We start from the raw sequence: 20,976 nt of genomic DNA on the forward strand, positions 1-20,976 counted from the left end.
TCGGATTGTAACAGTTCCGTGACATTGAGTGAAGCTGAGGTGTTCAATGAACCACGCTGCCGCCATCGATCTTCCGCCCGCGGGATTGCATAGCTGCCTGTTCTGCCGTTTCGATGATTCGACCATGAACACCGTGCTCAGCGAGACGTCGAACTTCTACGCGAGGTTCGACAATTTCCCGGCCGCCGACGGGCACGTGGAGATCGTCCCCAAGAGACACATCCTCTCCTTCTTCGAGATCGAACCGGACGAGATCCGGGAGATGTACACCTTGATGACGGACGTGAAGGCGAAGCTGGAAGAAAAGTACCGGCCGAACGGGTACACGATCGGCGTCAATGAAGGCCGGGCCGCGGGACGGACGGTCGACCACCTGCATGTTCACCTGATTCCGCGCTACGACGGGGACGTCAGCGACCCGCGTGGGGGTATCAGGCGGATCTTCCCGGACTGCGATCCGGACGCGTGGAGCTCTCCGACGGGCTCCTGATCCCCTCGGCGACGAACCAGTTGCCCCGCCTGCTGGGCGTGGCCACGATCCGCACGAAACCGGCGTCCCGCATCAGTTCGGCGAATTCGTGCCTGCCGACGAGGGTGTAGTACCGCTCCTCGGCCAGCTTCTTCCCGACGAGCCAGCCCTCTCCTTGTCCCTCCTTCATGCTGATCGCGGCCACTGCGCCAGGGCGCAGCACCCGGTAGAGGTCTTCGATCGCCGCAGGTAGCAGGCAGCTCGGGAGGTGGATCATGCTCGCGCAAACCCAGGCGCCGGCGAACACGGCGTCGGAGAACGGCAGCGCGGTCATATCGAGCTGGATGTGGTCGATCGCGGGAACCCGCCGGGCGCTGATCCGGAGCATCTGATGGCTGAGGTCGCCCGGCACGACGAGGAACCCTCGCGCGGCGAGCCACTCGGTGTCCCGGCCGGCCCCGCATCCGAGGTCGAGCACGACACCGCCGGCCGGCGTTCTCTCGCCGAAGCGGGTCAGTTCCTCGTCGAGTCCCGGGAACAGGTCGAGGTCTCCGGTCGTGGCCAGGTAGGCCGTCGCTCCTCGGTCGTAGACAGCACGCATCTTGGCGACTACCGGGTGCATGGACCCTGCGCGCTACACGAACTGAAAATCGTCTTGTCCGATCACTAGGCTGAGATTGCTCATTTCTTCGATCAATATCCGGTCGTTGAGGATTTCGAAGCCGCGGCTCGCGTCCACGCTGATGCACCCGATGAACCTGCTCCGCCCGTTCCGGATGGGAACGGCGAAGAGGGCGGTGCGGTGCCTGAAGTCTTCGAACTGCCGCCAGCTCAGGTTCATCACGGTTTCCGCGCCGAACTCCTCGACGTACTTGGTGAACTCGGTCTCCGCCCCGATCATCTCGGTCAGTTCTTCCACGTTGAACCGCACTTCCCGGTCCCTCTGCCAGCACATACCGACGGCGCCGACTCCCTTCGCGGGCGCGAACGACCGGTTCATCGGGGACGTCGCCATCCGGTAGGTGGCCACCCGCTTGAGCGTGCCGGAAACGGGATGGCGAACGCTCCGGTGCTTCCGCCACACGTGCAGCGCCAGATCGCCGGTCTCCAGTGGCGGGTCGATGCCGGCGCCGATTTCGAGAATCTTGCCGAAGCTCGACAGGATTCTGCGGCGCATCACCACGTTCTGGTCCGAGACCGACCGGGATTGCCACTGCTCGAACGGGGTGAAGGCGCCGAAGACGCCAACGATCAGCAGGAAGATCGGCAACAAGTAGGGCTTACCCTGCAGAATCGACGACCAGGTGCCGGCGGACGGGACGTGGTAGGCGTTTCCGGCGAGGCACAGGGTGCCCAGGAGCAGGAACGAGCGATCGGCCAGTTTCGCCATCCCGCGCGTCAAGGTGTCACTCCCGCCGAGCCGAAGTCAGTTCTGCTGGTGTCGCCAGGATTTCCCCGGCAGGGGAAGGCGTTGTCCTGATCTGGTTTCAAGGTGGACGCCCATCTCGCTCGTCGTCACGCCGATCGAGTGGAACTCGGCTCCGGCTTCGTCGAACATCTCCGCTAGTGGGTCCTGCTCTTCCGGCGGGACCGTGAAGAGCAGCTCGAAATCGACGGAATCTCCCATGATGACCTCCAGCGGATCCAGGCGGAGGTGCCTGCACACCGCTCGGACCGGCGGGGGAATCCTCAACTGGTCCTCGAACACGGTGATGCCGACGCCGCTGGCGCTCGCCACGCACTCGAGGGTCGCCTTGAGCCCGTCGGACGTGTCTTGGCAGCTCGTGACGACGCCGCTTTCACCCATGGTGATACCGGCGGTGGTTCGCGCGCGGGGGCGAGCCCAGCTGGCCAGCAGTTCGTCGCGGTGCTGGGTTTCGATGTCATCGCTGGTGTCGCGGGCTCGGAAGTACGCGGTCGCGGCGCCGGCCGTACCCGTCGGACCGGTGAGACAGACCAGTTCGCCCGCATTCGCGCCACTGCGCAGGAGGGCTCCTCCGGGGCGGCAGACCCCCAGAGCGGTGGCGGACAGGATGAGCCGCTCGGCTCCGCCGATGTCGCCGCCCACGTTCGGCGCCCCGAACGTCTCGCAGGCGTCGTGGATCCCCAGCACGACCTGCTTGAAGACGAAATCCGTCATGGCAGGCGGATATCTGATCACCGAGAGCAGCCCGATGGGGTGGGCACCCATGGCTGCCACGTCGCTGATGTTCGCGGCGGCGAGGTAGTACCCGAGGTCGTACTCGGTCAACAGTCCGTACTCGTACAGCCGGAACTTCGGCCCGCGAACGTAGTCGGAGCCCACTACGAGCTGCTGGTTCCCGTGGAACGAGAAGACCGCGCAGTCGTCTTGGGTGTCCGCGCCGGCGGTGAGGCGCACCTGGCTGGACGGTGCCGTCGTCCGTGCCCGGTAGTTGGGTGTCTGGCTCGAGAAGATCGCCATGATCGTGTTCTCGAGCCGGGTCGGCTCGTCGGAACAGCGGTCTTCCGCGGACATCGCATCGACTCGTCTCGTTGCTCCTGGGGATGAGCTCGGTCTAGGGTTCGGTCCGTGAAGCCGTCCACGATGCGGTCATCCGCATGGTGAGACGTAGATGATCCTTTCTCGTGACGAGCGAATAGTCCCATTCCGGGTCTTCGATCTTGAGTATCGATCCGACGACCGAACGAAGGTACTGGCGCGGATTCGTCTCGGCGGGTAGATAAACTCGCGCGCCGTCACGGTACAGGCGGAAGTAATAGGAGTGGCTGGGCCAGGGTTCGCGGCCGAGCTCGTGGAGACCGTCCAGATCCAGATAGGGAAGTCCCGCGCTTCCGAGGGCGTCATCCACAGCATCTCCGGAGAGCGGGAAAACGTGCCAGTGCGCGTGGGTGATGCAGGCCTGCCGGCCCATCTCCTCGGTCGAGCCGTGTTCGAGCACCAACGGTGGGGCGAAAGTGGCGGCGTAACGAGGAACGAGCCAGGCCAGCAGGCTCCGCAGTTCGGTGTAGTTGTCGGCGATCACCCTGGCGAACGAGAGGTGATGCTGCTTGGGGAGGACGAGTAGGTGCCCGACGACCAGCGGCGACAAGTCCGCCAGTACTTCGAACCGGCTGGTGGAGACAATCCGGCGGCTCGGCGGATCGCCCTCGTAAACGCGGTTGAAGGACGTATCGGTCGAGCCGGAGAGCTCCTGACAGAGGTCAGCTCCCTGGCACGCTACTTCGGTGATCATGCCGCCCCCCATCTCGTGGATGGTTCCAGGCGCATATTACGTTGCTGATCCGCCGGATAAAACCACCATTCGGACGGGCGGCACGGGACAAAACGTTGACAGATTGTTGCCGTGCGCGTGCACGGATCACAGCTTCCTTTGATTGAGGTCGGTCTCGGAGACCGGAGCGGACGAAGAAACAGTTGTTCGGCTTCACCACCGCAGTTCGCGGGTAACCGTGGTCGGACGTCAGTGCCAGGACTTGGCGCGGGCGTACTGGTCCGGCCACCGCACCTCCGCGCCGAGCGTGTTCGCCGCTCGGAGCGGCCAGTGCGGGTCCCTCAGCAGGGCCCTGGCCAGGAACACCGCGTCCGCCTCGCCGTCGGCGATGATGTCCTCCGCCTGCTGGGGGTTCGTGATCATGCCGACCGCGCCGGTCGGGAGGCCGGCTTCCGTGCGGATGCGCTCGGCGAACGGGACCTGGTAGCCCGGGCCGACCGGGATGTCCGGGTTCGGGGTGTTGCCGCCGCTGGACGTGTCGATCAGGTCGATGCCGCGCTCGGCCAGGAGCTTCGCCAGCCGGACGGACTCGTCGAGGGTCCAGCCGTCGTCCGTCCAGTCCGTCGCCGACAGCCGGGCGAACAGGGGGACGCCGGTCGTCGCGCGGACCGCGTCGGCGATCTCCAGCGCCAGCCGGGTGCGGCCCTCGAAGTCGCCGCCGTAGCGGTCGGTGCGGGTGTTCGACAGCGGTGAGAGGAACTGGTGCACCAGGTAGGCGTGCGCGAAGTGCAGTTCGAGCAGGTCGAACCCGGCGTCGACCGCTCGGCGGGCGGCCGCGGCGAACGCCTCCGGTAGTGCACTCACCTCGTCCGTGGTCAGCTCGCGCGGGGTGGCGTACTCGCCGAACGCCGTCGCGGAAGGGCCGACGCTCGGCCAGCCGCCTTCCGACGCGGGGACGCTGCCCGTCCCGTCCCACGGCCGCCGCGTCGAGCCCTTGCGGCCGGCGTGGCCCAGCTGCATGCCGATCGCCGTGCCCTGCTTGTGCACGAAACCCGCGATCTTCCGCCACGCCTCGGCCTGGACGTCGTTCCAGATGCCGGTGTCCTGCGGGCTGATCCGCCCTTCGGGCACGACGGCGGTCGCTTCGGTCATGACGAGCCCGGCGCCGCCGGTGGCGAACTGGCCGAGGTGGACGAGGTGCCAGTCGTCCGGGACGCCGTCGGTCGCGGAGTACTGGCACATCGGCGACACCCACGCGCGGTTCGGCAGGGTCAGGCCGCGGACGGTGATCGGGCTGAAGAGTCGGCTCACAAGAGGATCAACGACACGTGCCCGGCGTCTCTTCCCGTCGCCAGGGCGGGTACCGACGAGTAACGTCGACCACATGGGTGTCGCTGCTGACGAACGCCAGGCGTTGAGCTCGCTCTTCGAAGACCTCGGGCCCGACGCGCCCACGCTGTGCGAAGGCTGGACGACGCGGGATCTCGCCGCGCACCTCGTCGTGCGCGAGCACCGCCCGGACGCCGCGCCCGGGATCATGGTGCCCGCGCTCGCCGGGTACACGCAGAAGGTCCAGGACCGCTACGCGGCGAAGCCGTGGGACGGCCTGGTCGAGCAGGTGCGCCGGGGTCCGTCGAAGTTCTGGCCGACCGCGATCGGCCCGCTCGACGAGCTGACCAACGCCGCCGAGTTCCTCGTCCACCACGAGGACGTCCGGCGCGCGCAGCCGGGCTGGGAGCCGCGGCCCGCCGACGCCACCCGGGACGCCGCCGCGTGGCGCTCGGCCAAGGGCGCCGCGAAGCTCAACCTGCGCAAGGCGCCGGTCGGCGTGACGCTGCGCACGAAAGACGGCCGCGAAGCCGCCGTGAAGACCGGGCCAGACCCGGTCACGGTGGTCGGCGAGCCGGTGGACCTGCTGCTGTTCGTCTTCGGCCGCGACGCCGTCCACCTCGAGTTCGAGGGCGACGCCGCCGCCGTCACGAAGCTCCAGGCCGTGAACCGTGGACTCTGACTGACACCCAGCGCCCCACCGGCAGCGCGACGACGATCGCGGCCAGCACCAGGTGCACGGCCATGAACGCGACCGCGGCCGGCACGCTCGGCGGCCCGCCGAGGAACACGATCATGTGCGACGCCCACTTCAGCTCGGTCGGCTTCGTGCCCGCCGCCCAGACGTCGTTGAGCGCCCAGAACGTCAGGTCGTTCACGCCCGAGACGACCACCAGGATCGACGCGATCCCGGCCTTCAGCACGTTCGCCGTCCGGCCGCCGCCGAGGCGGTAGGCCAGCAGTGCGAACAGCACGATGAACGTCGTCACGAACAGCTCGAACTGGTACACCGGCTGGAAGTCCTGGTCGGGTGAGCGCGCGAAGTCCTGCACCCGCATCACCAGCTCGGTGTCCAAATAGGACATGTAGACGAACACCGCGAACACGATCAGCGCCGGCCCGAACCGCCCGCGCGGGAACAGCGAAACCGTCAGCACCGCGAAGACGAACGGGCACAGCTTGAACGCCCAGTCGCCGAGGTTGTCCAGCGTCTGGTCGGGCGGCAGCACGACCATGATCAGCAGCGTGGTGACCACCGCCGGGACGGCGGCCACCAGCCACAGCCACTGCCGCCGCCGGTACAGGGCGGCGACCAGGCCGGGCGATTCCAAGAGCGTCACAGTTCCTTCTCCACCCAAAACGGCCCGAGGGCCAGCGCGTCGACGTCGGTCTTCAGGTAGCACGCGATCGCGTCGGCCGGGCTGGCCACGATCGGCTCGTTGTTGTCGTTGAACGAGGTGTTGACGACCATCGGCACCCCGGTCAGCTTCTCGAACTCGCCGATCATCCGGTAGTACAGCGGGTTGTCGGTACGGCTGACAGTCTGCACGCGCGCGGTCCCGTCGACGTGCGTGATCGCCGGAACCTCGGCGCGCTTGTCCGGCAGGACGTCGAACACCAGCAGCATCACCGGCGACGGGTAGTCGCTGACGAAGTACTCGCCCGCCCGCTCCTCCAGGCACGACGGCGCGAACGGCCGGAACGCCTCGCGGTGCTTCACCTTTTCGTTCATCCGCGTCTTGGACTCCGGATCGCGCGGGTCGGCGACGAGCGAGCGGTTGCCCAGCGCCCGCGGGCCGCACTCCATCCGGCCCTGCACCCAGCCGACGATCTTGCCGTCGGCGATCTTGGCGGCGGTGTGTGCGGCGATGTCGTCGACGCGCTCGTACTCGACGCCGGCGTCCTGCAACGCCAGCTCCATCTCGGCCTCGGTGTAGTCGGGGCCGGTGTAGGTGTAGCCGTCGCGCGGGCGCGGCTTGCCGTACTTGGCGACCGAGACGTCGAGGGCCGCGCCGAGCGCGCAGCCGTCGTCGGCCGCCGCGGGCTGGGCGAAGAAGTCCTCGAACGGCGTCTCCAGCAGGATCCGCCCGTTCATGACGCTGTTCAGCGCGACCCCGCCGGCCACGCACAGCCGCTTCGAGCCCGTCTCGCGCTGCAGCCACCGCGCCAGGTGCAGGCCCGCCTCTTCGAGCGTCACCTGCAGGGCGTAGGCGATGTCGCAGTAGTGCTGGGGAACGGGGTTCGAAGCCGTGACGCGGGTCTTCGGCCGCGCCGGGCCGAAAGCGTCGGTGAACTTCTTCGCCATCACGTGCTTGCCGGTGCGGTGGTGGCCGAACCAGCTCAGGTCCAGCTCGAACCCGCCGTCGTCGTCGAGGTGGATGAGCTGCTTGAACGCGTCGACGTAGGTGTCCTCGCCCAGCGGCGCGAGGCCCATGATCTTGCCTTCGTCGCGGGTCGGGTAGAAGCCGAGGTAGCCGGTGACGCCCGCGTACATCGCGCCGAGGGAGTGCGGGAACTTGATCCGCCGCAGGTCGACGATCTTGTTCCCGCGGCCGTGCGCGAGGTAGGTCGCGGTGCCGTCGCTACCGATGCCGTCGAAGGTGAGCACGGCCGACTCGTCCCACGGCGAGATGAAGTACGCGCTGGCCGCGTGCGCGCGGTGGTGGTCGACGAGGTGGGTCTTGAACTTCGCCGGCCCGGTCCAGCCGACGGCCGCCTTGACGTCGTCCGCCAGCGTGTAGGACCGCTTGACGTGCGCGAGGACCGCGCCGCCGACGTGGTAGTCGTCGTGGCCCTTCCCGCCGCCGGTCCGGAAGGTGTCGACCATGCCCGCGGACCTGCCGCCCTCGTCGCCGTTGGCGTTGCGGAAGACGTCGAGCGTGCCGGGGAAGTAGCGCGCGAACACCTTGGCCGCGTGGATGCCTTCCTTCCAGCGCTGCCAGTAGTAGGCGACGTGGTCGACGTCGGCCAGGGTGATCCCGGCGCGCTCCAGGCAGAACTTGATGGCCTCGGCGGGGAAGCCGCCGTCGTGCTTCACGCGCGTGAAGCGTTCCTCCTCGGCGAAGGCGATGATCTCGCCGTCGCGCACGAGTGCCGCCGCCGAGTCGTGCACCCGGCTGATGCCCAGTACGTACATGATTGCTCCCAGTGGTTCAGAATCGGCGGACCAGGCGCCGCAGGACGGCCGCCTTCACCGCGAGCGCGAGGACGAGCGCGGCGAACCCGCCGACCGGCCCGAGGACGGGGACGAGCAGCGCCGCGGCGACGGCGGTGGCGACGAGCGAGACGACGGCGGTGCCGGACGTCAGCGTCAGCACCTTGCTGTTGGTGTTTTCGAGGAGGAAGCCCGCGTACAGGCCGGTTGCGTACAACACCGTCTCGACGAGCACGAGCACCCCGAGGACGACGTACGCGTCTTCGGCCGTGAGCAGAGCGCGGGTCCCGGGGATGGCGAGACCCGCGCCCAGCAGCACGACGACCGCGAGGCCCGCCCGTTCGACCAGCTTCAGCAGCCCCGCGGCGCGAGCCCGGCCGGCTGCCGCGCCGGTGCCGCGCATCCGCCGCGACGCGGCCGGCTGGTGCAGCTTGAGCTGGTAGTACAGCAGCGAGCAGAACGCGCTGGAGACCAGCAGCGCCAGGTAGAACGGGCCGCTGTCGGTGGTCCGGCCGGACAGCGCGAGCACCGCGAACACGACCGACGTCGAGATGACGTCGAGCAGTTCGGTCAGGCCGAGCAGGACGGTGCTGCGGCCGAACGCGGGCAGCAGCCGGTGCCCCGGCACGCCGCCGCCCCGGAGCCACGGCTTCGGCAGCAGGGCCACCGAAGCGGCGAGGATGACGAGGATTCCGCCGAGCAGCAACGCCAGGTGCGTCTCGGGGGACCAGCGCACCGCCCACGTCACGCACGTCACCACGCCGACCACGACCGAGCCCGCCGCGAACGCGAAAGCGTCCAAAGTGGACTTCTCGCGCAGCCGGTGCAGGCCGGACACCGTCATCAGCAACCCGCCGGAGATCGACCACGCCGCCGCCGTCAGGTACAGCGCCGCGTCCGAACGCGGCGCCACGGCCAGCGCGACGGCCGTCGCCACCAGCACCGCCAGCACCGGCACCGCGGCCAGCCGGACGGCGAGCGCCGCGACGGCGTCCCGGGTCCGGTTCAGCCGCGGCAGGCTCTTCAAGGCCGACTTCTCCGCCGCGGCCGGCACGAAGTTCAGCCAGGTCATCAGGCCGAGCGCGTTCGCGAAGCGCCCGTAGTCGCGAGCACCCCACGCCGTGATCAGGACCAGCCCCATCACCTGCACCGCCAGCCGGAACACACCCCGGCCGGCGAGCAGCCGCAGCACCACCGCCGGCCGGGGCGGCGCCACCGCCGATGCGGTGGTGACCGAGCCCGTCACGGCAGGGGTACCGCCATGTCCTGGTCGTGCAGCAGGAACTTCAGCGTGCCGCGGACGGCGTTCTCCGCGCTGAGCAGCTCCGGCACCGAACCGGCGGTCAGCACCACGTACCCGAGCTTGTACCCCGCCTGCTCGTAGGGCCGGACGAACGAGCCCTCGTCGGCGAACAGGTGCAGGCCGACCAGCCCGGGCAGCGCCCGCACGTCGGTCACACCGTCCACTCGGGACAGGTGACCACCGCGGTCGGACGCCAGGATGTGCACCAGCGTCGGCTTCGGCTCGTGCAGGTCCAGCCGCACCTCGTCGCCGGTGGCCGCGGCGATCCCGGCGGCGATCAGGTCGGCGCCGTGGCAGTGCGCGATCGCCTCCGCGAGGCCGTTGCCGCCCATCCGGGCGCCCATCTCGATGAGGTAGAGCTGCCCGTCCCGGCCGAGGACGGCGTCCAGGGTCAGGGGCCCGGTCCGGTAGCCGAGCTCGGTGCAGATCCGGTCGAGGGCCTCCATCAGGCTCAGTTCGACATCGGCGGGCAGCGCGGCGGGCAGCAGGTGCGACGACGTCACGAAGAACGGCGGCGGCGTGAGCACCCGCTCGGTCACGGCGTGGAAGACGATCCGGCCGTCGACGGCCAGGGCCTCGATGGTGAGGTGCGAGCCGTCGAGGTGTTCCTCCACGACCAGGCGCCCGGACGGGGAGAAGGCGAGCGACTCGGTGAACGCGCTGGTCAGCCGGCCCGGCCCGGCGCAGGAGACGACGCCGCGGCTGCCCGAGGAGTCGACCGGCTTGACCAGCGCGGGGAACCGCAGCTGCTGGGCCGCGTGGACCAGTTCCGGGCCGGGCCTGCCGTCGACACTGCGGTAGCTCGGCAGCCCCAGGTGGTCGCACAGCGCGCGGAACACCGACTTGTCGGTCGACGCGGCCACCGCGTACTCGGGCAGCGGATCGGGCATGCCCCAGTGGCGGGTGAGCCACGCCAGCGCCGGCAGGCCGACGTCGCTGGCCGGGCACAGCACGCCGGCGAGATCGCGGCGGCCCTCCAGCGCCGCCGCGATCTGCTCCGGCGCCCGGACGCTGACCTGCAGGAACTCGTCCGCGTACGCCAGCGCCGGCGCGCTGGAGCGGACGTCCACGCAGATCGTGCGGAACCCCAGCTCCCGCGCGCGCTCGTAGGTGCTGACCGAACCGTCCGCGCCTCCCAGGATCACCAGGGTTCTCGCGGGGTCCTTCTTCGAACTCGTCACGCTGAAACGCCTTTCCCCAGTTGCACATCGATGAGCCGGGGACCCGCCGGGTCCGCCGGGGTGAAGAGCCGGTCTTCGGCGTCGACGACGACGTTCGCTTCCCGGACGTAGAACTGCCGCGGCCGCGGCTGGCCCGCGCCGACCACGACGAGGTAGCGCACGGTCAGTGCCGCCACCACGAGCAGCACCGCGAGCAGCGCGAACAGCAGCGTGGCCGTCGCGTCCGGGCCGAGCAGGCCGAACGTCGCCGCGCCGCCGGCGAGCACCGCGATCCCCCCGGCCAGCAAGGCCGTCGCGGACGCCGCCGTCGTCAGGCGCCGGGTGAACCCGACGAAGAGTTCGATGGCGTGCGAGGCCAGGAACCCGAAGCCCACTTTGGACTCGCCGCGCTCGCGGGCCCGGTGCGCGACCGGGACGCAGGTGTACCGGCTCGTCAGCCGGGGGACCGTGGCCAGGAAGTACGGCGTGCCGAGCCGCAGGTCGACGATCTTGCGGGCCAGTTCCGTGCGGACCAGCCGGAACGCCGTGGCGCCCGGCGGGATCTCGATGCGCAGCACCCGCCGGCCGAGGAAGTGGAACGCGGCGGTGCCCCACCGCCGCAACCGCGGGTCCTGGCGGTTGGTGCGGACGCCGAAGACCGCGTCGTTGCCCTGCTCGGCCGCCGCGACGAGCTTCTCCGCCTCGGCGGCGGGGAACTGCTGGTCGGCGTCGACGTGCAGGATCCACGGCTTGGTCGCGTAGCGGTAGCCAGCCGAGAAGGCGGCTTCGAAACCGAAGTTGCGGGAAAAGGACAAATACCGCACGCGCGGGTCGGCGGCCGCGAGCGCCCGGATCTTGTCCAGCGTTCCGTCGACGCTCCCGTCATCGACGTAAAACAGCTCCAGTGAATAGTGACCCAGTTCGTTGGTTATTTCCCGATAGGACGGTTCGACGTTCTCGACTTCGTTGAAGCACGGGATGACTACGGTGAGTCCACTGTGGGCCGGCCCCGGAAACGGGGTGGTCATCTTCCGGGCCGGAGGAGTGACGGCGGTTTTGTGTTCGCGTGGTCACGTACGGTGTGAATAGTGATCATGAATTCCCCAGATGGATCCGATAAGACCGCTTGCCGATCTGCGGCGTGGCGGATTTATAAGCAGAAGGATCGTTGTTTGGGGATGGCGGGGCTACGAATTCCTCCGTTCAGACCCAGACCAAAGTATTGACCCATCCGGCATTCGGAGTGTCCTTCGGGTGAACTTCTTCCCTGCGGGCCGTCGATGACGCAGACTTCCCGGCCATGTGGAATCTGGGGGCGGGGGTCGTCTGGCGCGCCGCGTACGTCCGGGCGGTGCGGTCGGCGTTCGCGACGGTGCCGTTCTACCGCGAGCGCTGGGCGCTCGACGGCCGGGAGGACCCGGTCGTGGTGCCCGGGCGGACCGGGACGAACGGCGGCGCGGCACCCCTCGCGGAAGCGGTGCACAAGCTGGTCGACCTGGTCCCGCTGGCGGGGGGCACACAGCGGTCCGAGCCCGCTCGCGGGCTCGGCCGGGTGCTGCGGACGGCTGCCGGGCCCGGGCCCGGGCCCGGCAGCCTGGTCGTCCTGCTCGGCCCGGACGGCCTGCGGCCCCCCGCCGACCTGCCGAAAGGCGTGCGGGGCTGCGTCGCCGACCCGGACGCGCCGAGCGCGTCGGTGCTGCGTGAGGTGGCGGCCGCGCTGAGCCGCGGCCACCGCGTGCTCGCGGTCGGTGAGGACAAGGCGATCACGGCCTTCACCGAGGACCACCGCGTCGAAGCGGTGCCGCACCGCGAGCTCGACTCGCTGGACGCCGGTCCCTACGGCGTCCTGCACGACCCCGTGCTCGGGTACCTCGGCGCGCTGGGCGGCTGCGGGCGCTGGCACCTCGACTGGCCGCACGTCTACGCGCGGGCGACGGCCGGCGGGCTCGCGTTCACGTTGCTGCGGCAGGCTTCCCCGCGGTTCGTCGACGTCATCCCGGCCGGCGGGGTGCGCGGCGAAATCGCGGCCTGCCCCCGGCACGGCACCCCGGTCGTCCTCGCATGAGGTTCGCGTTCCACGATCCCCGCGTCGATCGGGCGCCCGCGGGGTGGGCGGAGTTCACCCGGACCGCGCGGCTGCACCCGGTGTGGGACTACGAGGTGATGGGCCTCGAAGCCTGGGGCGCCCGCAACCCGCAGCTGCTGGTCGTCGCGGCCGAAGGCGACGAGCTCGTCGCCGCGGCGTCCGTCCTGGTCTGCCGCCCCCGGCTGGCGCCGCGGTTCGCGCCGCGGCCCGGGAAGCGCTTGCTGCGGCCGTGCTGGGCCGAGGTCTGCCAGCCGTGGCTCAGCGGCTACCCGGGGATCGCGTTCGCGCCGGGGGCGTCCGACCGGGTGGCGCTGGTGCGGGAACTCGAGCGGGAGCTGGGCCGCCACCTCGGCCCCGGCCTGCTCGGCGTCGTCCACCGCGCGCTCGGCGAGGACCTCGCCACCGGGCTCGCCGGCCGCGGCCGGCTCGTCAAGCGTGTGGACCCCGTCGCGGTGCTGGAGAACCGGTTCACGTCCGAAGAGGACTGGATCGCGTCGCTGTCGAAGTCACGGCGGGCGGGACTGCGGCGGCAACGGCGGCGGCTCGCCGAAGACCCGTCCCTGGTGATCCGCGGCGGGCCGGGCCGCACCGACCTCGACGGCGCCGAGCTGGCCGGGCTCATCCAGGCGCACCGCGAGCGGTACGGGCGGCTGGCGCTGGACACCCGCACGATGCCGTCGGCCGGCTTCCTCGACCGGTTCGTCCGGCGGGCGGACGTGCACACCCTGACCTACGCCGACACCGGCGGGAAGCTGCTCGCCGTGCAGACGATGCTCGACCACCCGGACACCCCCGTCCTGCAGCACTGGGCCGCGTTGCCGCCGGGCGCGGGCGGGAAGAAGTGGCTGTACTTCGACTCCTACGTGCGCGCGGTGCGCTTCACCGCGAAGCGCGGAGCCCGGGAGCTGTCCGCGGGCCGCGGCATGATCGAGCTGAAGCAGGAGCTGGGGTTCCGGCCCCGGCCGGTCTACACGGCCGCCGTGCCGAGACCGGTGCTGGGCCGGTGAAGACCGTCGTCGCGGTGTCGCGAGTGGACGTCCACGACCCCCGCACCGATCCGCCGCCGGAGGGCTGGGCGGCGTTCCGGGCCCGATGCCTGCCGCCGGTGTGGGACTACGAGCTGCTGCGCCGCGAGGCGTGGCTGGCGAAGAACCCGCCGGTGCTCGCCGTCGTCCGGCAGGGCGCGGCGGTCGTGGGCGCGTTGGCGGTGATGGTGTGCCGGGGCTGGGGTGGAGGCAGCTTCGGGCCGCTCTCCGGCGGCCGGTTCCGGCCGCGCTGGGCCGAGGTCTACCTCCCGCTGCTGAGCGGCTATCCGGCGTGCGTGTTCGACGACGACTTCACCGACCGGCGCACGGCGATCCGGCAGTTCGAGCGGGCGCTGCGCGAGCACGTCGGCCCCGGTTTGCTGGGCGTCGTCTACCGGGCGATGAACCCTGAACTGGTGCCGGCACTGGACGGCCGGGCCCGGATCAGCCGCGAGATCGACCCGGCCGCCGTCCTCGTCAACCGCTATTCCACTGTGGACGAATGGGCGGCGTCGCTCGCGCCGGACGTCCGCCGGTACCTGGACCCGGACGTCGCCACGGAAGCCGCGGCCGGGCGCACCGACCTCGATCCGCACGAGCTGGCCGTGCTGCTCAACGCCCACCGCGCGCGGCAGGACGACCGCGCGTGGGCCGGTGGCCAGCGTTCGCGCGTCGGCGGCCTGCACCTGGACACCCGCAGCCCGATCGCGCCGGCCTACCTCGACGCGCTCGTCCGGCGGCCCGACGTCGTGACCCGGACCTACCGCGACGGCGAGGGCAGGCTGCTCGGCTTCAACGCGATGATCGACCACCCGGACGGCGCGGCGGTGCACCACTGGGCCGCCCTCTCGAGTGCCGAAGGTGGCCGGAAGGGGCTCTATGTCGACTGCTACGCCCGCTGCGTCGCCCACATGATCGCCGCGGGACGACCGGAGCTGACCGCGGGCCGCGCGATGCTGCCGGAGAAACAGGCGCTGGGCTTCGGCACCCGGAGCCTGTTCTCGGTGGCCGTGCCGAGGCCGGTGCTGGGCCGATGAGCTGGACCGTCCGGGTCCTCGACCCGCGCACCGATCCGGAACCGGCCGGTTGGGCCGCCTTCCTCGAAGCCCAGCAGGCCCCGCTGACCTGGGACTACGGCCTGTTGTGCACGGAGTCGCGATTCTCGCGCAGCCCGTACCTGCTCACCGTCGTCAGCGACGGCGACGAGCTCGTCGCCGCGGTGCTCGCCATGGTGTGCCACCCCGGTGGATCGGCCGAGGCGGGCGTCGTGGGCGGCGTCGCGCGGTGGACGCCGCGCTGGCTGGAGGTCCAGCACGCCTGGCTGTCGTGCTACCCGGCGTGGCTGTTCGCCGAAGCGCTCGACGCCGGCGCGCGCCGCGAGATCCTGCGCCGGTTCGAACGCGCCGCCTGCCGGCGCACCGGCCCCGGCTGCCTCGGCGTGGTCTACCGCGCGGCCACCCCGGACACCGCCGGGCTGGTGGCCGGGCGCGGCCGGCTCGTCCGCGCGATCCAGCCGGCCCTGGTGCTGGAGAACACCTTCGGCGACCTCGACGACTGGCTCGCGTCGCTGAGCCGCAACCGCCGGTCGAGCCTGCGCGGCCAGATCCGCAAGATCGCCGCCGACCCGGCGGTGGTCGTCCGGGAGGGCACGGCCCGCGACGACCTCGAGCCCGCGGAACTGGCGGCGATGCTGCGAGCCCACCGCGAAACCAAGGGGCCGGTGAAGTTCGACCAGCGCGGCCCGGTCACCGCCGAGTACCTCGGTGAGCTGGTCCGCCGGCCCGACGTCGTCACCACGACCTACCACGACGCCGAGGGTCGCCTGCTCGCCTTCACCGACCTGCTCGACCACCCGGTGATGCCCCTGCACCAGCACTGGGCCGCGCTGCCGCCCGACGGTGGCCGGCCGAAACACCTCTACTTCGACGTCGTCGTGCGGGGAGTGCGGCACATGATCGACCACAACCGGAAGTTCCTGTCGCTGGGCCGCGGGGTCACCGACCTCAAGGCGTCACTCGGGTTCACGCCGAGCCCGATGACCGGCGTCGTCGTGCCGAGGCCGGTGACGCGGTGGTGATCGACGTGCTCGACCCGCGCCACGACGCGGAACCGGCGTGCTGGCCGGCCTTGCGCGAGCGAGCCGGGCTTCGGGCCGACTGGAGCTGGGAGGTGCTCGCCACCCAGGCGTGGGCCGCCCGGACCCCGCAGCCGGTGACCGTGCTGCGCGAGGGCACCGAGCCGTACGGGGTGGTCAGCGCCGCGTGGGTCACCGGCCGGACGCGGCGGAACCGGTTCGCGGGTCCGGGCCGGGGCCGGCTCGGCGGGCTCGACGTCCGCGGGCCCGGCGCGGGTTCGCAGCCGGGCTGGTGGTTCGCCGACCCGGGCGGCGACGGCGGCGTCAGCCGGCTGCTGGACACCTACGTCCCGGCCATGCGGGCCGAGCTCGGCCGCGGCTTCCGCGGCATGCTGGTGCGGCAGGTCGGCGAGCCGGGCGTGCCCGCCGTCGACGGCCGGTTCCGGCTGGTGCGGCGGACCGAGGACATCGCGGTGCTCGACGTCGCCGCGTTCGGCTCCCGCGACGACTGGATGAACTCCCTGGCCCGCAAGCGGAAGCAGAACCTGCGCAAGATCTTCCGGACCGTCGACGCCGACCCGGCCGTCGAGGTGCGGTTCGTGCCGGGCAAGGAGGCCGATCCGGTCGCCGTCGCCGAGGTGCTGCGGCACAACGAGCGCAAGCACCACGACGTGCCGATCGTCCCGTTGCCGCACTTCACCGGCTACTTGGCGGCGCTGCTGCGGCAGCCGGACGTCTCGGTGATCGAGTACCGCGACACCCGCACCGGGCGGCTGATCGCGCTCGCGACCCTGCTCGACCACCCGGACCTGCCGATCGCCCGGCACTGGGGTGCGCTGCCCCCGGCCGACGGCGGCCGGCCGAACCTGTACTTCCACTTCTACGGCGAAGCGGTGCGCTGGGCGATCGCGAACGGGCGGGCGTCGGTGGTGTTCGGCAAGAAGATGACGGAGATGAAAGCGACGCTCGGCGCGCGGCTCGTCCCGCAGTTCGCCGCGGCGGTTCCGGTGTTAACTTCGCGGCGTCCCACCCCGCGCACCCAGGAGTGACCGCCGATGCCGATGATCAGCGTTGCCATGTTCCCCGGCCGCACGCCGGCCCAGAAGAGCGCACTGGTCCGGGAGCTGACCGACGCGTTCATCCGCACCTGCGGCGGCAAGCCCGAGGGCGTCCAGGTGACGCTCGTCGAGATCGGCGCCGACCACTGGGCCACCGGCGGCGTCCTGCACTCCGAACGCTGACCCGCCGGGAGACCGGTCCGGCCTCCCGGCGAGTGCGTCAGCGCAGGCCGAGGGCCCGCTGGGCGAAGTTGACCTCGATCGACGTCTGCTTGATCGTCTCCGCGATCACCAGCGAGCCGTGGCCCGCGTCGTAGCGGTAGAACTCGTGGTGCAAGTCGCGGCCGCCGAGCCGGTCGAGGTAGTTCTCGATCTGGCGGATCGGGCAGCGCGGGTCGTTGTCGCCCGCCAGCACGAGCACCGGCGCCGTCACGGCGTCGACGTACGTGATCGGCGAGCACTCCGCGTACACCGCGGGGACGTCCTCCGGCGAACCGCCGAAGAGCGCGCGGTCGAACGAACGCAGCTGCTCCATCTCGTCCTCGTACGCGGCGACGTAGTCCGCCACCGGCACTCCGGCGACGGCCGCCGCCCACCGCGTCGGCTGGGTGCCGATCGCCAGCAGGGACAGGTAACCGCCCCACGAAGCGCCGTTCACGACGCACTTCGCCGGGTCGCTGAGTCCACTTTGGACGGCCCAGTCGTGCACCGAGGCGACGTCTTCCAGCTCGGTCAGCCCCGGCCGGCCCTCGATGGCGTCACGCCAGGCCGAGCCGTAGCCGGTCGAGCCGCGGTAGTTGACCTCGACCACGGCGAACCCGGCGTCGAGCCACGTCGCGCGGTAGGCGGAGAACCGGTCCTCGTCCGCCGCGTGCGGGCCGCCGTGCAGCGAGAACACCGTCGGCAGCGGGCCCTCGGGCGCTCCGGAGGGCCGCGAGACCAGCGCGTGGATCCGGCCGCCGACGCCTTCGACGAACGCGTCGGTCACCGGTTCCGACCCCGGCGCGCGCTCACCCGGCGGTTCGAGCAGCACCGAGTCGGCGCCGTCGGTGGTCCGCGCGCGGACCGCGGCCGGCTCGGCGGCGCTGGACCACGAGTACTCGACCGTCCCGTCCGGACGGACGCCGGCGCCGCCGATGCGGCCGGCCGGAGTGTCCACGGAGGACAGTTCGGCCGTGTCGAGGTCGTAGCGGTACAACGAGCTCCGGCCTTCGTGGAAGTGCACGACCAGCAGGGCGCGCGCGTCCGGGTACCAGCCCGCGACGACCTCGCCGGGCAGGTCGAGCTCGAGCTCGGTCTCGGAGTCGTCCCGGACGTCCCAGACGAGCAGCTCCTCGCGGCCACGGCGTTCGTGCAGCACCAGCAGGCGCTGGTCGCCCGGCAGCGGGGAGAACTCGAGAGCGGACAGGCCCTTGCCTTCGCCGTCCCACTTCTCGGCCACCGCGGCGAACCCGTCGGCCGCGAGCACCCGCAGGGCGGGGTGGCGCGAGTCGCCGTGCTCGGAGTGGGAGATCGCGATCAGGCTCTCGTCGCGGGACATCGACGCGATCCCGGCGTCGTCCGCGTGGCTGTAGAAGCGGTGTGTCTCGCCGCCGATCCGGGCGAACAGCTCGCTGCCGTCGTCGGTCGAGACGCCGACCACGACGATCCCGGCGCCGATCTCGAGGCCGGCCGGGTAGCCGTCGTGGACGTCCGGGACGGCCTTCTCGGGCTCGCTGCCCTCGGTCGCGGCGAAGGGCTCGCGCACCCACGAGCCGAACTCGTCGCCGTCGGTGTCGTCGAACCACCAGAGCCACTCGCCGTCCGGGGACGGCGTCGCGTGCATCGTGCCGTTCGGCCGGTCGGTGACGCGGCGGTGCTCGCCGGTCGCGCGGTTCCAGGCGTAGACCTCCCAGACACCGCTGGAGTTGGAGACGTAGATGTTGGCATCGGGGGCGTCGCGGGCCCAATCGGGCGTGGAGATGCGGGGGGCGTGGAAGCGGGCGCGCCAGCGGGCTTCGGCTTCGGCGTCGTCGAACAGCCGGTCCGGGACCACCGCGGGCGGGAATTGGTTGGCTGACTGCGTGCTCACCCCTCGATCCTGCCACCTTCTGGCCGTACTGTGTGCGGGGTGCTGGAGGGTTACGCGCCGGGCTACGGGCGAGACGCGGTTTCGATGATGTCCGCGCGCACGGCGGCGGAGCGCGCGACGTTCGCCCAGCCGCTGTTCGGGCCGGGCATGTGGGTGGTCGACCTCGGCTGCGGCCCCGGCTCGATCACCCTCGGTCTCGCCGCGGAGTCGCGCGTGACGGGGATCGACCTCGACGCCGGTCAGGTCGCGCTCGCCCGGGCCGCCGCGCGCCGGGCCGGAAGGTCCACAGTGGACTTCGTGGCGGCGTCGGCGTACGACCTGCCCTTCGCCGACGCGAGCGTGGACGTGGCTTTCTCCCACGCGCTGTTCGAGCATCTGGCCGCACCTTTGGACGCGCTGGCCGAGCTGCACCGGATCCTGAAGCCGGGCGGACGGCTCGCGTTGTCCACATCGGACTGGAGCAAGGCGCGGCTGCGCCCGAAGACGGCGAACGTCGACGCGGCCCTTCGCGGCCATTATCTGCTGCGCCGCCAGGCGGGCGGCAACCCGTTCGCGGGCCGCGTGATCGCGGACCAATGCGCGACAGCTGGGTTCACGGAGATCGTGTCGAGAGCCCGCTACCGCTCGGACATGAGCTACCGCGACCTGGCGAGATACGTGGAGACGCGGCTCGAGGCGGCGCTCAAGGAGGAGGGACGAGACCGGGACCAGCTGGCGAGCGCGGCCCGCTCGGCCTGGGTCTGGACCCGCGGCGGCGACGGCGACTTCAGCCAATGCTGGGTCGAAGTGACGGCGACGCGCTGACCCCGGAAACCAGAAGAGCCGGTGTCCGAAGACACCGGCTCTTACTCGTCGGGGTGGCGGGATTCGAACCCACGACCTCCTCGACCCGAACGAGGCACGCTACCAAGCTGCGCCACACCCCGAGGTACTGCTTAGCGGGTCGTGGAGAAGTCTAGCGGACCGTGTCGCGGGCTTTTCGGCGGGCCGCCTTACGCGGTTCGGCGGACTCCGACCCGCGCGGGACCAGCGTCAACAAGCTCGCCTCGGGCGGGCAGGCGAACCGGGCGGGCGCCCACGGTGACGTGCCCAACCCGGCCGAAACGTGCAGCCACATGTGCGCGCCCCAGCGCGAGGCGCCGCGGGCGCGGGTGCGATCCAGGTCACAGTTCGTGACCAGAGCGCCGTAGCCCGGGAGCCGGAGCTGGCCGCCGTGCGTGTGGCCCGCCAGCACCAGGTCGTAACCGTCCGTGGCGAACGTGTCGAGCACCCGGGGCTCCGGCGAGTGCGTGACGCCGATGCGGACGGCCGCGCCGCTGTCGGCCGGGCCTGCGATGTCGGTGTAGCGGTCGCGGCGCAGGTGGGGGTCGTCGACGCCGGCCGCGAACACCGGCTGCCCGCCGACGTCGATCGTGCGGCGGACGTGCGTCAGGTCGGTCCAGCCGTGCTCGACGAACGCCGCGCGCAGGTCGCGCCACGGCAGCTGGACGCCGTGGATGCGCTTCTTCTTGCCCTTCGGCATAAGGTAGCGGGCCGGGTTCTTGGGCTTCGGCGCGTAGTAGTCGTTGCTGCCGAAGACGAACACCCCGGGACGGTCGAGCAGCGGGCCCAGTGCGCGCAGCACGGACGGGACCGCCTGCCGGTGCGAGAGGTTGTCGCCGGTGTTGACGACGAGGTCGGGGTTCAGCTCGTCGAGCGCGGCGACCCAGCGCTGCTTGCTGCGGTGGCTCGGCAGCATGTGCAGGTCCGAGACGTGCAGGATGGTGAACGGCCGTGACCCGGGCGCCAGCACCGGGAGCTCGGCGGTGCGCAGGGTCCAGTGGCGCCGTTCGATGCCGACGGCGTAACCGAGGGTCGCGGCGCCGAGCGCCAGCGTCCCCGCGGCGAGGCGGGCCGCCTTCACCCCCGACGTGGATTTGTTACTGAGCGTGCTCACGGAGTCCAGGATACGTGCTCAACGGTTGGGTGACTTCGCCGCCGTTACGGGGAACCTGGCGCTTAGCATTTGCGTCGGCCCGATGAAGGGGTTCTTTCGGGGGTTCCGGGTGGCGGA

The 20,976-nt window shown here is 71.0% G+C and carries 21 protein-coding genes and 1 tRNA gene; 9 read left to right on the forward strand and 13 right to left on the reverse strand.

Annotation, left to right across the window (positions count from 1 at the left end; all coding sequences use genetic code 11):
• Positions 1-46: 46 nt before the first annotated feature.
• Positions 47-490, forward strand: coding sequence for an HIT family protein (locus ACZ7OU_RS08935; RefSeq protein WP_470254697.1), 444 nt, complete (start codon positions 47-49; stop codon positions 488-490).
• Here the strand turns inward: ACZ7OU_RS08935 and ACZ7OU_RS08940 are convergent.
• From ACZ7OU_RS08940 to ACZ7OU_RS08960, 5 genes are all read right to left on the reverse strand, one after another.
• Positions 432-1,070: a class I SAM-dependent methyltransferase gene (locus tag ACZ7OU_RS08940; RefSeq protein ID WP_470254698.1), complete on the reverse strand. Its 639-nt coding sequence runs from the start codon at positions 1,068-1,070 to the stop codon at positions 432-434. The two genes, ACZ7OU_RS08935 and ACZ7OU_RS08940, sit on opposite strands and share 59 nt — an antisense overlap.
• 33 nt (positions 1,071-1,103) lie before the next feature.
• Positions 1,104-1,859 carry a hypothetical protein gene (locus tag ACZ7OU_RS08945; protein ID WP_470254699.1) on the reverse strand — a complete coding sequence of 252 codons (756 nt, stop codon included), beginning with the start codon at positions 1,857-1,859 and terminating at the stop codon, positions 1,104-1,106.
• A 36-nt stretch (positions 1,860-1,895) separates the two neighbouring features.
• Positions 1,896-2,966 (reverse strand): thiamine-phosphate kinase, encoded by a 1,071-nt coding sequence (thiL, locus tag ACZ7OU_RS08950; protein WP_470254700.1) that lies wholly within the window; start codon positions 2,964-2,966, stop codon positions 1,896-1,898.
• A 40-nt stretch (positions 2,967-3,006) separates the two neighbouring features.
• Positions 3,007-3,684: an HIT family protein gene (locus ACZ7OU_RS08955; protein ID WP_470254701.1), complete on the reverse strand. Its 678-nt coding sequence runs from the start codon at positions 3,682-3,684 to the stop codon at positions 3,007-3,009.
• A gap of 228 nt (positions 3,685-3,912) precedes the next feature.
• Positions 3,913-4,974, reverse strand: a complete 1,062-nt coding sequence (locus tag ACZ7OU_RS08960) for an NADH:flavin oxidoreductase/NADH oxidase (RefSeq protein WP_470254702.1) — start codon at positions 4,972-4,974, stop codon at positions 3,913-3,915.
• A gap of 73 nt (positions 4,975-5,047) precedes the next feature.
• Between ACZ7OU_RS08960 and ACZ7OU_RS08965 the strand changes: the two genes are divergently transcribed.
• Positions 5,048-5,674, forward strand: a complete 627-nt coding sequence (locus ACZ7OU_RS08965) for a TIGR03085 family metal-binding protein (protein WP_470254703.1) — start codon at positions 5,048-5,050, stop codon at positions 5,672-5,674.
• Here the strand turns inward: ACZ7OU_RS08965 and ACZ7OU_RS08970 are convergent.
• The 5 genes from ACZ7OU_RS08970 to ACZ7OU_RS08990 are packed head-to-tail and all read right to left on the reverse strand — an operon-like array spanning position 5,640 to position 11,637.
• Complete coding sequence (locus tag ACZ7OU_RS08970) at positions 5,640-6,332, reverse strand: hypothetical protein (RefSeq protein WP_470254704.1); 693 nt, start codon at positions 6,330-6,332, stop codon at positions 5,640-5,642. The two genes, ACZ7OU_RS08965 and ACZ7OU_RS08970, sit on opposite strands and share 35 nt — an antisense overlap.
• Positions 6,329-8,128: a carbamoyltransferase family protein gene (locus ACZ7OU_RS08975; protein WP_470254705.1), complete on the reverse strand. Its 1,800-nt coding sequence runs from the start codon at positions 8,126-8,128 to the stop codon at positions 6,329-6,331. Before ACZ7OU_RS08975 ends, ACZ7OU_RS08970 begins: the two co-directional genes overlap by 4 nt.
• A 16-nt stretch (positions 8,129-8,144) precedes the next feature.
• Complete coding sequence (locus ACZ7OU_RS08980) at positions 8,145-9,392, reverse strand: hypothetical protein (RefSeq protein ID WP_470254706.1); 1,248 nt, start codon at positions 9,390-9,392, stop codon at positions 8,145-8,147.
• Positions 9,389-10,630, reverse strand: a complete 1,242-nt coding sequence (locus ACZ7OU_RS08985; protein ID WP_470254707.1) for an ATP-grasp domain-containing protein — start codon at positions 10,628-10,630, stop codon at positions 9,389-9,391. The genes ACZ7OU_RS08980 and ACZ7OU_RS08985 overlap by 4 nt, the downstream gene beginning before the upstream one ends.
• Positions 10,627-11,637 carry a glycosyltransferase family 2 protein gene (locus ACZ7OU_RS08990; RefSeq protein WP_470240625.1) on the reverse strand — a complete coding sequence of 337 codons (1,011 nt, stop codon included), beginning with the start codon at positions 11,635-11,637 and terminating at the stop codon, positions 10,627-10,629. Before ACZ7OU_RS08990 ends, ACZ7OU_RS08985 begins: the two co-directional genes overlap by 4 nt.
• Before the next feature lie 323 nt (positions 11,638-11,960).
• Between ACZ7OU_RS08990 and ACZ7OU_RS08995 the strand changes: the two genes are divergently transcribed.
• From ACZ7OU_RS08995 to ACZ7OU_RS09020, 6 genes are read left to right on the forward strand one after another with little or no spacing between them, the layout of a single operon-like run.
• Positions 11,961-12,674 (forward strand): hypothetical protein, encoded by a 714-nt coding sequence (locus tag ACZ7OU_RS08995; RefSeq protein WP_470255897.1) that lies wholly within the window; start codon positions 11,961-11,963, stop codon positions 12,672-12,674.
• Positions 12,671-13,702: a GNAT family N-acetyltransferase gene (locus tag ACZ7OU_RS09000; protein WP_470254708.1), complete on the forward strand. Its 1,032-nt coding sequence runs from the start codon at positions 12,671-12,673 to the stop codon at positions 13,700-13,702. Before ACZ7OU_RS08995 ends, ACZ7OU_RS09000 begins: the two co-directional genes overlap by 4 nt.
• 23 nt (positions 13,703-13,725) lie before the next feature.
• Positions 13,726-14,757, forward strand: a complete 1,032-nt coding sequence (locus ACZ7OU_RS09005; protein ID WP_470255899.1) for a hypothetical protein — start codon at positions 13,726-13,728, stop codon at positions 14,755-14,757.
• Positions 14,754-15,797 carry a GNAT family N-acetyltransferase gene (locus ACZ7OU_RS09010; RefSeq protein WP_470254709.1) on the forward strand — a complete coding sequence of 348 codons (1,044 nt, stop codon included), beginning with the start codon at positions 14,754-14,756 and terminating at the stop codon, positions 15,795-15,797. Before ACZ7OU_RS09005 ends, ACZ7OU_RS09010 begins: the two co-directional genes overlap by 4 nt.
• A complete protein-coding gene (locus ACZ7OU_RS09015; RefSeq protein ID WP_470254710.1) occupies positions 15,791-16,843 on the forward strand; it encodes a GNAT family N-acetyltransferase in 1,053 nt (350 codons plus the stop codon). Before ACZ7OU_RS09010 ends, ACZ7OU_RS09015 begins: the two co-directional genes overlap by 7 nt.
• Positions 16,844-16,849: 6 nt before the next feature.
• Positions 16,850-17,035 (forward strand): tautomerase family protein, encoded by a 186-nt coding sequence (locus ACZ7OU_RS09020; protein WP_176174273.1) that lies wholly within the window; start codon positions 16,850-16,852, stop codon positions 17,033-17,035.
• Positions 17,036-17,072: 37 nt separating this feature from the next.
• Here ACZ7OU_RS09020 and ACZ7OU_RS09025 read toward each other — a convergent pair whose 3' ends face one another.
• On the reverse strand, positions 17,073-18,923 hold the full coding sequence (locus tag ACZ7OU_RS09025) for a S9 family peptidase (RefSeq protein ID WP_470254711.1): 1,851 nt from the start codon (positions 18,921-18,923) through the stop codon (positions 17,073-17,075).
• A 39-nt stretch (positions 18,924-18,962) separates the two neighbouring features.
• On the opposite strand from ACZ7OU_RS09025, the gene ACZ7OU_RS09030 reads away from it, so the two are divergent.
• Positions 18,963-19,727 carry a methyltransferase domain-containing protein gene (locus tag ACZ7OU_RS09030; protein WP_470254712.1) on the forward strand — a complete coding sequence of 255 codons (765 nt, stop codon included), beginning with the start codon at positions 18,963-18,965 and terminating at the stop codon, positions 19,725-19,727.
• A 48-nt stretch (positions 19,728-19,775) separates the two neighbouring features.
• On the opposite strand, the gene ACZ7OU_RS09035 is transcribed toward ACZ7OU_RS09030, so the two are convergent.
• Together ACZ7OU_RS09035 and ACZ7OU_RS09040 are read right to left on the reverse strand one after the other, a co-directional pair.
• A tRNA-Pro gene (locus tag ACZ7OU_RS09035) sits at positions 19,776-19,849 on the reverse strand.
• Positions 19,850-19,878: 29 nt separating this feature from the next.
• The gene (locus tag ACZ7OU_RS09040; protein ID WP_470254713.1) at positions 19,879-20,859 is read right to left on the reverse strand and encodes a metallophosphoesterase; all 981 of its coding nucleotides are present in this window, start codon (positions 20,857-20,859) and stop codon (positions 19,879-19,881) included.
• Between the last annotated feature and the right edge of the window lie 117 nt (positions 20,860-20,976).

This window comes from Amycolatopsis sp. NPDC114505, from assembly GCF_055633615.1.

Coding starts and splice junctions, on each gene's coding strand:
- ACZ7OU_RS08935 (WP_470254697.1), top strand. CDS start 47: ATGAACCACGCTGCCGCCATCGATCTTCCGCCCGCGGGATTGCATAGC.
- ACZ7OU_RS08940 (WP_470254698.1), bottom strand. CDS start 1,070: ATGCGTGCTGTCTACGACCGAGGAGCGACGGCCTACCTGGCCACGACC.
- ACZ7OU_RS08945 (WP_470254699.1), bottom strand. CDS start 1,859: ATGGCGAAACTGGCCGATCGCTCGTTCCTGCTCCTGGGCACCCTGTGC.
- thiL (WP_470254700.1), bottom strand. CDS start 2,966: ATGTCCGCGGAAGACCGCTGTTCCGACGAGCCGACCCGGCTCGAGAAC.
- ACZ7OU_RS08955 (WP_470254701.1), bottom strand. CDS start 3,684: ATGATCACCGAAGTAGCGTGCCAGGGAGCTGACCTCTGTCAGGAGCTC.
- ACZ7OU_RS08965 (WP_470254703.1), top strand. CDS start 5,048: ATGGGTGTCGCTGCTGACGAACGCCAGGCGTTGAGCTCGCTCTTCGAA.
- ACZ7OU_RS08975 (WP_470254705.1), bottom strand. CDS start 8,128: ATGTACGTACTGGGCATCAGCCGGGTGCACGACTCGGCGGCGGCACTC.
- ACZ7OU_RS08990 (WP_470240625.1), bottom strand. CDS start 11,637: ATGACCACCCCGTTTCCGGGGCCGGCCCACAGTGGACTCACCGTAGTC.
- ACZ7OU_RS09000 (WP_470254708.1), top strand. CDS start 12,671: ATGAGGTTCGCGTTCCACGATCCCCGCGTCGATCGGGCGCCCGCGGGG.
- ACZ7OU_RS09010 (WP_470254709.1), top strand. CDS start 14,754: ATGAGCTGGACCGTCCGGGTCCTCGACCCGCGCACCGATCCGGAACCG.
- ACZ7OU_RS09020 (WP_176174273.1), top strand. CDS start 16,850: ATGCCGATGATCAGCGTTGCCATGTTCCCCGGCCGCACGCCGGCCCAG.